General features: G+C 47.5%; 8 protein-coding genes, 1 tRNA gene and 1 other RNA gene. 5 read left to right on the top strand and 5 right to left on the bottom strand.

The window, feature by feature from the left end:
* Positions 1–9: 9 nt before the first annotated feature.
* Both cdaA and glmM read left to right on the top strand, forming a co-directional pair.
* Positions 10–774: a diadenylate cyclase CdaA gene (cdaA, locus tag AMD24_RS00130; protein WP_062100130.1), complete on the top strand. Its 765-nt coding sequence runs from the start codon at positions 10–12 to the stop codon at positions 772–774.
* Positions 775–906: 132 nt separating this feature from the next.
* Positions 907–2325: a phosphoglucosamine mutase gene (gene glmM, locus AMD24_RS00125; protein WP_062100129.1), complete on the top strand. Its 1419-nt coding sequence runs from the start codon at positions 907–909 to the stop codon at positions 2323–2325.
* On the opposite strand, the gene AMD24_RS00120 is transcribed toward glmM, so the two are convergent.
* The 4 genes from AMD24_RS00120 to ssrA form a co-directional block, all read right to left on the bottom strand.
* Positions 2318–2788, bottom strand: coding sequence for an FtsB family cell division protein (locus AMD24_RS00120; RefSeq protein WP_062100128.1), 471 nt, complete (start codon positions 2786–2788; stop codon positions 2318–2320). The genes glmM and AMD24_RS00120 overlap by 8 nt on opposite strands.
* A 32-nt stretch (positions 2789–2820) precedes the next feature.
* Positions 2821–4107, bottom strand: a complete 1287-nt coding sequence (eno, locus tag AMD24_RS00115; protein WP_062100127.1) for a phosphopyruvate hydratase — start codon at positions 4105–4107, stop codon at positions 2821–2823.
* A 63-nt stretch (positions 4108–4170) separates the two neighbouring features.
* Positions 4171–6021, bottom strand: a complete 1851-nt coding sequence (locus AMD24_RS00110; protein WP_158404290.1) for a GreA/GreB family elongation factor — start codon at positions 6019–6021, stop codon at positions 4171–4173.
* A gap of 100 nt (positions 6022–6121) precedes the next feature.
* Positions 6122–6516, bottom strand: a transfer-messenger RNA (tmRNA) gene (gene ssrA / locus AMD24_RS00105).
* 342 nt (positions 6517–6858) lie between these two features.
* Between ssrA and AMD24_RS04325 the strand changes: the two genes are divergently transcribed.
* Entirely contained in the window at positions 6859–7776 is a 918-nt protein-coding gene (locus tag AMD24_RS04325) for a uracil-DNA glycosylase (protein WP_082382966.1), read from the top strand.
* Positions 7777–7859: 83 nt separating this feature from the next.
* Here AMD24_RS04325 and speA read toward each other — a convergent pair whose 3' ends face one another.
* The gene (gene speA, locus AMD24_RS00095; RefSeq protein WP_320408895.1) at positions 7860–9779 is read right to left on the bottom strand and encodes a biosynthetic arginine decarboxylase; all 1920 of its coding nucleotides are present in this window, start codon (positions 9777–9779) and stop codon (positions 7860–7862) included.
* Positions 9780–9794: 15 nt separating this feature from the next.
* On the opposite strand from speA, the gene AMD24_RS00090 reads away from it, so the two are divergent.
* Entirely contained in the window at positions 9795–11504 is a 1710-nt protein-coding gene (locus AMD24_RS00090) for an NAD+ synthase (RefSeq protein ID WP_235503187.1), read from the top strand.
* A gap of 222 nt (positions 11505–11726) precedes the next feature.
* A tRNA-Pro gene (locus tag AMD24_RS00085) sits at positions 11727–11800 on the top strand.
* Positions 11801–12484 lie beyond the last annotated feature (684 nt).

The raw sequence follows: 12484 nt of genomic DNA, 5'->3' as shown, positions 1-12484 counted from the left end.
CGATGTTCGATGTATAGTGCGCTCAGTTTTCTTGAGCAGTATTGGACCGCAACAACAGAAATTGGCATTTTGGCCATTGTCCTCTATTACACCTGTCTTCGTCTACGTGGAATGCAGGGGGGGCGAATACTACTCCGGTTGGTCCTGATTTTTATAATACTTACCCTGCTTTCACGGTTTTTTAACCTCACGGTCATTGAATGGCTATTACACAGTCTTTCCGGATTTTTTGCGTTGGCACTAGTCATCATTTTTCAACCAGAACTCAGGCGTGCTATTACGGAGCTTGGTAGTAACCACTTTCTTTTGACAACCTCTGAGAAGCATGAAACGCTTGGGGAGCTGGTGGGTAGTGTCATTGAGCTTTCAAACAAGGGTTTTGGAGCTCTTCTTGTTATTGAGAGAAAGATCAGCCTTCGTCCCATTATTGAAACTGGTGTTCCCATCAATTGTGATTATTCCAGAGAACTTATCCTCACTATGTTTCATCCCAAAACAGTTCTTCATGATGGGGCTGTGATTTTACATAAGGACCATATTGTTGCTGCCGCATGTATCCTGCCTCTAACCCAACGTGAAGATCTTGATCGAAACCTTGGTTTGCGGCACCGTGCAGCTTTAGGACTGACGGAATCTACGGACAGCGTGGCAATTGTCGTCTCTGAGGAAACTGGGCATATTTCCATTTGCCACAATGGGGTTATTAGGCCCAACTTGGGTGCCGAAGAATTCCAACAGCAATTAAACCAACTCCTGTTGCTTGCTGAGACATGAGGGGTCTTATCTCCAACTGGTGGGCAAAATTGCTCTGTCTAGTTCTTGCCAGTGTGATCTGGTACTTTGTACGTAAAAATGCAATGAAGTCCCCGTTTCCTCCCGAATGGATACGTCGTTCCGTAACCTACCATGAGTGAAAAACTCTTTGGGACTGATGGAATACGAGGGACTGCTAATATTGAGCCGATTACAGCGGAAACTGCGCTTCGGCTTGGTCGTGCTGCGGCTTACGTCTTTAGCACAGGAGGAAGTGGAAATCCTAATCCTCCGAGAGAGAGGCATACTATAGTCCTTGGGAGAGATACACGTCTCTCTGGTTACATGCTAGAAAGCGCCATAGTTGCCGGTATTACCTCACTTGGCGTAGATGTCTTACTTGTTGGCCCATTGCCAACTCCTGGGGTTGCCTACATTACGCGCTCTCTGCGTGCTGACGCTGGTATGATTCTAAGCGCCTCACACAATCCCTACGAGGACAACGGTATTAAATTTTTTCGCTACGATGGCTACAAGCTATCTCATTCTGTAGAAGCTTCCATTGAAAGATTCGTCCTTCTTGGGACCAGAAGATCCATCATCCATCCCACTGCCGCTAAAATTGGCCGCGTAGTTCACGTTGATGACGCATTAATCCGCTATGTAGAACACGCTAAGCGGAGTTTTCCTCATAGTTACACTCTTGGAAACCTACGCATTGCCCTTGATTGCGCTAACGGGGCTGCCTACAAGTCTTCCCCTAACATTCTACGAGAGCTAGGTGCAGACTTATGTGTATTACATGATGCCCCTAATGGGATAAACATTAACAAAGACAGTGGTAGTACTTTTCCACAAGCTATCCAAAAATTTGTTCTTAAAACTAGAGCACATGTGGGAATTACGCACGATGGGGATGCTGACCGTGTTCTTTTTTGCGACGAAAAAGGAGATCTACTGGATGGTGATGAAATTATGGCAATTGTAGCACTGGACTCCCTGCGTAAGCATCTTCTTGTAAAGAAGACCCTTGTGGCTACGGTCATGAGTAACGTTGGGCTTGACGAAGCCATTACTCGATGTGGAGGGCGTGTCATCCGAACTAATGTAGGGGATCGCTATCTGATGGAGGAAATGCTACGCAATGGACTCAATATTGGGGGGGAACAGAGCGGACATTTAATTTTCAGAGATTACACTACCACTGGTGACGGTATCGTGAGTGCTCTACAGATTTTGCGTATTATGATCGAATCCAGAAAGCCACTCAGTGAGCTTAAGCGTTGCTTGGTAAAATATCCTCAAGTGCAGAGAAATCTAATGGTGCGAAAGAAGCCCCCTATTAGTTCTCTCTCCCACGTACAAAACCTCATAGAGCACGCTCGGAAAGTCCTCAAAGGCAGGGGAAGAGTCCTCCTACGCTACTCCGGAACAGAACCGAAAATACGGCTACTTATCGAGGGACAGGATGAGCGTCAGATTGCCAAAATGGCAAAGCGCATCACCGATGCCCTCTTTGCTGCTATCGGGACACAAGACGGACAAAGTCAGATTCCTTGTTCTCTCACGTAACCTTCAGCCTTAGTAGGACTACTTCTGGCGCGTTGGATGCATCGAAACAATGCGCGCGGGAGTCATTCGCTACGAAAAATGAACTGATGACAGTTTGAGTAGAAAAACGCCTCTCCCGTTCCTCCCACTCCATTTTTTTGGCAGGGGGTCTTCTATCAAGCCGTCGGAAAATAATTTCCCCTGCCTTCATTAAGTCGAGCTTGTCGCGTGCGATCGTCTCCAGGTATGTTGGATCTGACCGCAAAAGGAACACTTCTCGCTCCCACCTTTTTTGCAAGAGAAGCGCAACCCGCAGTTCCTGCTCTTTCGTTTCTAGAGCTCTCCTGAGTTCCCTTGTCCTGTCCAGGATAGGAATAAAGAGAAGCCCCATTATCGTCAATCCCCCTAAAATAACAGTAAAGCTAAGGAGCTGATTAACCGTATGCCAGCGGTTTGTCCTGCGTTGACATCGTGTAGTAATCACTTCACACTTGGCGGTATATTGAATCCTCAGAATCAGAAAGTACCAGCCTTGCAATAAACAGCGCTATTTCCTAATTCCTCTTCAATGCGGAGCAGCTGATTATATTTTGCCACTCGATCAGTCCTAGAGAGAGATCCTGCCTTAATTTGGCCGGCATTGGCTGCCACAGCAATATCTGCAATGGTAGTATCCTCGGTCTCTCCAGAACGATGACTGATAATCGGGGTGTATTTGTTCCTGCGCGCCATCTCAATTACGTCAAAAGTTTCAGTGAGAGAACCAATTTGGTTAACCTTAACTAGGATGGAATTGCCGACCTTCTGTCGGATACCTTTGCGGAGAAATCGCATGTTGGTTACAAACAAGTCATCTCCAACTAACTGGATTTTGTCCCCAAGCGTCTCAGTCAAGAGCTTCCAACCTTCCCAGTCATTTTCTGCACAACCATCTTCAATAGAGAAGATTGGATAGTCCGAACAAAGTGTTTGATAGTAGGAGACCATCTCCTTGGCAGAACGTTTGGAATTGTCTGACTTCTTGAGAATATACTGCCCGGACTGAGTGTCATAGAACTCGCTGGAAGCTACGTCTAGGGCAATGTAGATATCCTTTCCAAAGCTATAACCCGCCTTTTCTACTGATTTAGCTATAGCGTCCATGACGTCCTTAACTGAGGAAAGGTTAGGAGCAAAGCCGCCCTCATCACCGACAGCCGTGGAAAGACCTCTAGACTTGAGTTCACCTTTCAAGGCATGGAAAATTTCAGCTCCCGCGCGAACGGCTTCTGAGAAGCTACCAACTCCCCTGGGTACAATCATAAATTCTTGGAAATCGATCGGCGCATCTGAATGCGCTCCTCCATTAAGGATATTCATCATAGGGAGAGGAAGCACTTTTGCATTAGAACCTCCAAGGTACCTGTATAAGGGCACACCAAGTTGAGAGGCTGCAGCTTTCGCCGTAGCAAGAGAGACTCCCAGAATTGCATTGGCACCGATTTTTTCTTTGTTAGGCGTACCATCCATGGCGATCATGCGTCTGTCCACTTTTACCTGGTCCAACGCGTCCATTCCAACGACTTCAGGCGCGAGAAGATCAGTTACATTTTGAACCGCTTTCCGAACTCCTTTGCCGAGGTGACGCTTTTCCTCACCATCTCTCAGCTCTAAAGCTTCATATTCACCAATGCTAATACCGCTTGGTACCGCAGCACGCCCTATGGCACCTCCTGCCAACTTGGCATCTACTTCTACTGTAGGATGTCCCCTAGAATCTAGAATTTCCCGTGCTGTTAATGCAGCAATTTGCGTCGAAATCATAACGAAAAAACATAAGAGGAAGAGGCTGTTTGTTCAAGGTAGCACGTTAGTGCTCTTGAATCCTTAAAGTAGTTCAAAATTCTCAAAGGGACGGATGGCACCGATATGCCATTTTTGGGGTTTCCCATTGCTATCCTGTAGCTCGACGAGTTCTCCTACACGCTTTCCTAGGAGGACGCGTCCCATAGCTGCCTGATAGGAGATGATATTCCTAGACGGCATGCCATCCCAAGCTCCCAAGATACTATACGTCTCGGTATTACCAGAGAGAACTTCAGTTAAGCTAACCACAGTGCCGACAGAGACTTTGGAGATATCAGGAGATTCAAAGTTTGTTCCGCGTGCGTTAGCTAGCATAAGTTCTAATTCAGTCTTTCTTCTGATCAAGGCAGCATGCTGCTCCCTAGCAGACTTAAATTCAAGATTTTCTCGGAGATCACCGTAGGATCGGGCAACAGCAATATCCTTTACACTCTGTATAATCTGCCGACCGACTAGGTCGTCATACTCTGCCTTGCGTCGCTCGAGGCTAGTCCAAGAAACAGTGAATGCCTCCTGGGAGGTTCCCGCCTTTTCACAGACTACCATGTTCTGCATCTCGGGATGGATCTTGATGATGCGAGCTAGTAACGAACGGCGATTTACATCATCAAAGACAGAACTGAGAAGCAGACGGCGCATGATGTCACGAACGGTCTGTCGATTTGCGTCGGAGAGTAGATCCTGGAATAACGATTTATCCTCTAGGAGGAGATCATGAAGACGAGAACGTCTTCCATCATCGAGTCGTTTATGCTCCAAGATGATCAACACGCTGACAAGAAGATCTGCGTTGAAGAGATGCTGGAGAAAATAACCTCCTCGTTTTCTACAGACCCAGTAAAGAATCTCTTGGGAGACTGAACGGTCCATTATGGAAATGAATACGGCTTTTTGAAACTCATGAAGTGCGTCCCTGCGCTCAAAAAGACGCGCAATACCAACCACTGTGCGCCAGCTGACTCCTTGGATTAAACCGAGTACTTTCCTCTTCCAGCTCTTACCAAACACTTCTGGAAAGACATCGAGAATTCGATGTTGCTTAGCAGAAGGAAGGGCAGCAAAAACAACTGGCAATCGGTCTTCTTCTGCTTGAAGAATATCTGCTATGGTAACTGAGGGAGGCTCGAGCCGTAAACTCCTGTATCTAGAACAAATTGCATCTCGCGCAAGCAGCAACTCCAAGGCCTGTGCAGACCGCAATTTACGGCACTTAGAAGCCATCTCTCCGAGATGCAGAGCCACTCCCCTTAGGGGTTCTCCTTCCTCTTGAGAAAAATCGTCAAGTGATTTTAGGATTTGATCGGCAATTACAATGTGATCTTTGAGGTGCCGTGCTGCCTGAAATTTGGCGAGGAGACTCTCATGGGAGGAGAGAGGCACCTGACGGAACTCGATAGGATCTGTTCTCTTGGAAGGAAAGTGGAAGTGCCTGTTGGACTTAAGTTTCTTCCTAAGAGTACCCCACCATTTCTTAAAGCCGGCAGTATCAAAGACTTTTGGGACAAGGGTAGAGGAGAGAGAACTGAGAGCAACCTTCCCGTTGTGATCTTGCAAAAAACAGCGAATAAATTTGACAGGAAGAGACTCTGCCTCTAAACGCACAGCCGCTGCATCTTGAAGAACACGCACCCGTAAGTCACCGGAACGAAGTGGCTGCAGAGCCCGTGCAGCGTACTGCACCTGCATAGGATGCTCCCTCTTGCCTTCAAAATCGACCACAATGTGTCCTGTAGTCAGTTGCCATTCCACGATTTTTCCTGTTCCCCAACTTTCATGAAAGCAGTACACACCAGGGGCCAAAAGCTTCAGGGGTTCCGCAGTAACTTGGCTCAAGTTCTTTGCTTCAATCGCTCGCTGCAGTTCTGGTGTCATGTTCTTCCCCATTTTCTATTGCACACTGCATCGAGAAATAAAATCCATAACTTGCCACCGGGGATCGGGAGAACACTCTCCTCTCCCTAGGCGCTGCTCTCTCTGGAGGCGACGGGAATCGAACCCGTGTCCTGAAAGCTATCTGCCCTACCGTCTACATGCTTACGTGGCCCTCTCTACTGTCAGAGGTCGCCCGAAAGGCCACCATCCTTGACTACCTCTCTAGTGTCCGTACTTCACCTCGCCGCCTGTGTAGACACATTACATCCGGCCAGCCTGCTATCGTCGCCTTTTCTTCTCTAGCAGGCTTCAAGAAGAAGGCGCCACGGCCCTTTACTAGCCGAGCAGCGCAACCGCAGGACTGCCTGCGACCACGCCTGGTTGATTCCTGTAGTTAGCAGTTATCTTTTTTCGACTCGGTTTTTTACGAGGCCAACGAGTCTTCCTCGGCATGCAGGTATAGCTTCAACCCTCAGTCGAAACCTTTTCGCCCCCTAGAAAGCCAGAGAACATAGGTATCATCGTTCCTATGCTTAGGCAAGCTCAAAATTATTCTCCTCTGGTAACCCCATGAGATTTTCCTCAGTGGCCGATCACATTTTTCTGCAGAGCGTGTAAAACAGTTGCGAGGGAGCAGTGGATCTCATACGTGAGGGCGTTATGTTGCGCTAACTTAACCTTACTAGGGCACACTACTCAATAATTCCAGAATCACCTCATCAGAATGAACCTCTCCAGTGAGTTCATAAGTAGTTCAGATTACGCGAGACGATCAGAGGTTTTGATTGTTTTTCTAAAGAGCACTTTGTCCTCGCTAATGGGCAGGTTTGTGGCAAGATGATTTACCGGGATGGGATGTTGCCGTTTCTTACTGAAAAATTTTGCTCGCCTGCGTTTGTAGGTCCCTTCCAAATGGACAGCTTCGATCGAGCCTTGAGCTTCTCTCGTGGTGTCCTCCTCTCAATTCGGAGAATTGGGGGGAAGAGGCTTTATGCTTCTATTCACGTTCTAGAAGAACTACAATCTATCGGTCGCATGCGAAAGAGGCCCCGTTCCACTGCTGCTCCCTCGCTTCTTCCACAGTGTTTTGATAAGGCTCCCCTCTTTCCCCTGCCACAACCTCGGAGCGAAAAGTGGACGCTAGAGTCACTTTGCAGAGAAGCGCTTTCTTGCATACGGTGCCCTCACTTAGCAGCTAGTCGCACTCAAGTTGTTTTTGGGGCAGGCAATCCGCGGGCAGAATTGATGTTTATTGGGGAGGCTCCAGGAGTGGATGAGGATAGGCAGGGAGAACCCTTCGTAGGTCGAGCTGGCCTTTTGCTAACCCGTATCATAGAGACCATGGGTCTCAGTCGAAACGAAGTCTACATTACTAATATTTTGAAATGTCGCCCTGATATGCCCCCTGGCCACGCCGGAAACCGCAAGCCTAAATCCGGAGAGGTAGCTGCCTGTTTCCCTTGGCTTCATGAGCAGATCGCCATCGTCCGGCCACGTGTTCTCGTCGCCTTAGGGAATACAGCCGCAGAAGGACTCCTCGGTCAACAACAGCCAATGAAGGAATTACGCGGGCGATGGTTGAAGTATATCAACACACCTGTCCTAGTTACTTACCACCCCTCTTACTTGCTTAGAAACCAATCCCTCCAAGAAAAACGCAAAGTATGGGGAGATATGCTTCTTGTGTTGGAAAAGTTAGGGCGGCCTATTTCTGAAAAGCAAAGAAGCTATTTCCCAGATCCTGTGCAGAAATAATAGAAGCTTTCTTTCTTCCCCTTGCAAGGGGGTGGTGGAACCTACTCAAACCTGTCGTTTCTGCATCATGCGTCAGCAATGGGCTAGAATATGCCGTTTTCGAACTTTAAGTAAGTATAGGAGGAGAACCCCTTTTCGTATTCATTGAGCAAACGCATCCCTTCGTTTGGCTTCAGTTTATCACTCTTAATCGCTGCATCGGTTTGAGTCTTCATGCGTCGTATCAGTTCATTGACATCCCATTGTGTGAGGAACAGTACCTGGCCTACAGTACTTCCAGGCAAGATTTCTTCAATGTAGTAGCCCCTCTCTTCATCCTCATCCATAAAGACGTGAATTTCATTTACCCTCCCAAAAAGATTGTGCAACCCTCCCATGATGTCCTGGTATGCTCCTACAAGGAAGAAACCAAGGAAATAAGGCTCACCAGGACGAAAACGGTGCATAGACAAGGTTTCCTTCACGTCTTGGAGATCAATGAATTTGTCTACCCTTCCATCTGAATCGCAGGTGATATCCACAAGTGTACCGTTTCTTTCAGGGAGCTCGTTTAAGCGGTGAATTGGAAGTACAGGAAAAAGTTGCCCGAGCGCCCAGTGGTCAAGTAAGGACTGAAAAACGGAGAAATTACAAATAAACTGGTCTCCAAGGATATTTTCTATCTCCTTGACCTCCTCTGGAACATAGCGTATGCCGCGGAACGCCTCTACGATAGCAGAGGCTATTCCCCAGTAGACAGTTTCAATTTTTGCTTTTGGTCGTAATTCTAGTAGCCCAAGATCAAACATGGCTTGGGCCCGCTCGTGAATTTGTTGAGCATTATGAAGGCTTTCCAGGCGGTTTTTTTGGGACAGATTGTCACGTATTTCTAAAATTTCTTCTACTAACTTAGGATCTTCAGCGGAAACTCTTCTAACGGGATCCCGAGCATTTTTCTCGATAGAGCCAAAGGCCTCCACAATCAAAACCGAGTGATGCGCCACAGTAGCTCGTCCACTTTCGCTTACAATGATAGGATGCTCCACTCCTTCTGAGTCGCATACTTCCATGATGTTATGTACAATGTCCCGGGTGTACTCGTTAAGAGTGTAATTGGTGGAACTATTGAAGGTGGTCTTAGAACCATCGTAGTCTACACCCAGCCCACCTCCCACATCTAAGTAGGTAAGGTCATATCCCATTTTTTGCAGCTTAGAGTAAAATCGAGCGGCCTCCCGTATTGCTCTTTTGATGGTGCCAATATCTGGCACTTGGGATCCCACATGAAAGTGGAGTAATTTAAAAATGTCAGACTGACCTACACTATTCAAAGTATCACAAGCTACTACTAAATCAGCAGTAGAAAGACCAAACTTTGCATTTGTGCCACCACTAGTAGCCCACTTGCCGGCTCCCTTGGACTGGAGCCTTACACGCATTCCAATGTATGGTTCAACACTCATTTCTTTAGAAAGTTGAAGCACTTGATAGAGTTCCTCCAGCTTCTCGACAACGATGATCACCCTTTTACCTAACTTTCTTCCCAAGAGAGCTGTGCGGATAAATTCCCTGTCCTTATAACCGTTACAGATAACAAGGCTTTCTGGATCCGTATGGATAGCTAAAGCAGCCATGAGCTCGGATTTACTACCTGCCTCTAGGCCGACATGAAAGGGGGCCCCAGCGTCCAGAATTTCTTCGACTACTTCTCGAAGTTGATTGACTTTAATGGGAAAAACTCCCCGGTAGGTGTTGCGGTATCCTGCTTCCTCAATGGCCAATATAAAAGAACGCTGAATGGTTTCTACACGGTCCCGAAGAAGATCCTGAAAACGGATCACCAGCGGTAGGGAAAGCCCACGATGGCGGGCTTCATTTACCAGCTCATACAGGTCGATTTGACAGGACGGGTCACGCGTGGGGAGCACCGTAATATTCCCGGAAGGGTTAATAGTAAAGTATCCGTCCCCCCAGCAGTCCATATTGTAAAGAGCAATTGCACCACGGGTATCAAACTTACTCATCATGGAGGTGCAACTATGCGAGGTACTTTGTGTCTGAAGTCTAGCTTCAAATTCTATGGTGCCAAAGTGATTTTCTATCTTGCCCAAGAGCCTCTCTCTCGTGCAGTTTCAAGGCGATTGAAAATTGGTATCGCCCAACTCAACACTACAATAGGGGACTTTTCTGGAAATGCGGACAAAATTCTATCTGCTTACCGAGCGCTAAGCAGTCGAGGCGCCGAGATTGTCCTCACCCCTGAATTAGCTCTTTGCGGCTATCCTCCGTTAGATCTCCTTTTTAGGGAAGGCTTTGTCCAAGCTAACATCGAGGCCTTGAAACGTCTGCAGTCTCAGATTGATAGTGCAGCCCTAATAGTAGGATATGTGGATTACCACAAGGGAATTTTCGGAAAGCCATTTCACAATGCAGCAGCCATTCTAATCCCTGGTCGCTCGCCCCAGGTAGTGCACAAGTCACTGTTGCCTACGTACAGTATCTTTGATGAGGCTCGTTATTTCGAGCCTTCGGAAGAAGTTTGTCCTGTTCAACTCCTTGACCAACTAGTAGGCATAACGGTATGCGAGGACATTTGGGCTACAGGCTACCAGAGAGATCCTGTAAAAGAGCTAGTGTTAGCTGGTGCCAAGAGTATCCTAAACCTGAGTGCTTCTCCCTTTCAGGTTGGTAGAACAGAAGATCGGCTCTGCGTACTTCAGGAGATTGCTACCCGGCATCAAGTACCGATCTTTTACTGCAATTCTGTGGGTGGTAACGACCAGTTGGTATTTGATGGACATTCCCTTGTAGTATCCCCCCTGGGGAGATGGAGGCGACTCCCCGGATTTCAGGAACATTTAGAGCTCATTGAGGGAGTTCCCACCCAGGCTATCGGCAGAGTGTCCCAGAAGGAGGAAGATCTTTTTCGGGCTCTGGTACTAGGTGTGCATGACTATGTGGAAAAATGCGGGTTTAAGAAATGCGTACTAGGGCTTAGTGGAGGAATTGACTCGGCAGTCACTGCCGTTATTGCAGTCGCTGCTGTTGGCAGAGAAAATGTGCTAGGTGTTGCTATGCCTGGTCCTTACTCTTCTCGAGCTAGCATCATAGATGCCTTGTGCCTGGCAAAAAATCTCGGTATCCGCTGCCTACAAGTTCCCATCATCAGTACTTTTGAATCCTTGTGCCATCAGCTCATGCCTACATTGAATGGGTATCCTGATGGCGTAACAGAGGAAAACCTACAAGCGCGTCTCCGAGGGATCACTCTAATGGCATTTTCCAATAAGATGGATAGCATCGTACTAAACACAGGTAACAAAAGCGAATTGGCTGTCGGATATTGTACTCTCTACGGGGATATGTGTGGCGGACTAGCCGTCCTTTCCGATGTTCCTAAAACTTCCGTTTATTACCTTGCTAAATACATCAACCGGGACGGAATGGTCATTCCTGCCAATACCATTAAAAAGCCAGCTAGCGCTGAGCTGCACTTCCACCAGACCGATCAAGAAGCTCTCCCTCCCTATGAAATCCTGGACTCTGTTCTCCATCTCTATATAGAGGAGAATTTGACTCCTGAGGATATCATCCGCCAAGGCTTTAACTCAGAAACGGTCCGCTGGATTGTTCGTAAGATCGATGCTAATGAGCATAAGCGCCAGCAGGCAGCCCCTGGTATTAAGGTGAGCAAACAGGCATTTGGTATGGGTCGTCGCGTTCCCATTGCGCAAAAGTTTTGCGTATGATAGAAAAGGGGTCCGCGGCCGCCCGTTGGGGTCTTAGCTAAAAACACATGGCACGGAGTTAAAGAATGCTGCAGACAGGCGTTGCCCTCCCGAGTCAGCAGTGTTCACGAGTGTTGGCGAAAGTAGCTAGAATGGTGACAAGGTGGCGTAGCCTTAGTCCCTTGCTTGGGCACTCGGTCGAATTTGTTTTTTCAACTCTTTTGAGTGGGTTGATAGTTGCGTCGGGGTGTAGCTTAGTTTGGTAGAGCGCGTGGTTTGGGACCACGAGGTCGCAGGTTCAAGTCCTGTCACCCCGATATTACTGCGCCTCTCAACTTTACGGGAAAGTGAGGGATGCTGCCACTAGCTAACATAGCCCTGTTAGATGCGTGGTATTTCTTAGCGAGGAAGAAAAGGCACTTACGCTTCTACTGCCGTAGGCATTCTTTTCCAAACCTGTTTATCAGTGTAGTTGATTGTCTGCTCCTTTATACGTGTGCTATCCTCAGTTCCGTCCACGTGGGAATTTCATCCTCCCATCAGGCGAGTGATAGAAATTGCATGGAATATTCGTTTCACTGCCAGTTGGATGCTAGTAGCATTTGCCTTGAGCGCGGGTACTACAGAGTGAGTTTCTATCGCGAGTCATACCGGAACAGCCTGAACAGATAAGTTACAGGAAGCAGATATGGAAAAGTAGAGGGCACCAAACTCTGAGAACCATCACTTACAAGTTTCCAACTTTGCCTGCTGTGCGTAGTTTGGCCGTTGACCATGTGGCACACACCTTTTAGAAAAAAAACTGGCTACAGCTGTTACTGAAGAAGGTTTCTATGAAAGTTTAATTAGGTTGGCTCTTTTTAGAGCCTGCATTCTTCATTGATCCTGCCTGCTATCCTGGGGATAACAAAAGGGGTGTGGGCGTGTTCTGCGGTGCAGAAGAGCATTTATTTCCTCTGTCTACGTTAGCTATGCCTCTCTCGATGCAAAGAAAGTGGATC

This window comes from Candidatus Xiphinematobacter sp. Idaho Grape, from assembly GCF_001318295.1.
Classification (GTDB): Bacteria; Verrucomicrobiota; Verrucomicrobiia; order Chthoniobacterales; family Xiphinematobacteraceae; genus Xiphinematobacter.
The sequence above is the reverse complement of the archived record's forward strand: the minus strand, read 5'-3'. Positions and strand labels throughout refer to the sequence as shown.

Bases quoted from the DNA above. Each gene is read 5' to 3' on its own strand.
- cdaA (WP_062100130.1), top strand. From the start codon at position 10: ATGTATAGTGCGCTCAGTTTTCTTGAGCAGTATTGGACCGCAACAACA.
- AMD24_RS00110 (WP_158404290.1), bottom strand. From the start codon at position 6,021: ATGACACCAGAACTGCAGCGAGCGATTGAAGCAAAGAACTTGAGCCAA.
- AMD24_RS04325 (WP_082382966.1), top strand. From the start codon at position 6,859: ATGATTTACCGGGATGGGATGTTGCCGTTTCTTACTGAAAAATTTTGC.
- speA (WP_320408895.1), bottom strand. From the start codon at position 9,779: ATGAGTAAGTTTGATACCCGTGGTGCAATTGCTCTTTACAATATGGAC.
- eno (WP_062100127.1), bottom strand. From the start codon at position 4,107: ATGATTTCGACGCAAATTGCTGCATTAACAGCACGGGAAATTCTAGAT.
- AMD24_RS00090 (WP_235503187.1), top strand. From the start codon at position 9,795: ATGCGAGGTACTTTGTGTCTGAAGTCTAGCTTCAAATTCTATGGTGCC.
- glmM (WP_062100129.1), top strand. From the start codon at position 907: ATGAGTGAAAAACTCTTTGGGACTGATGGAATACGAGGGACTGCTAAT.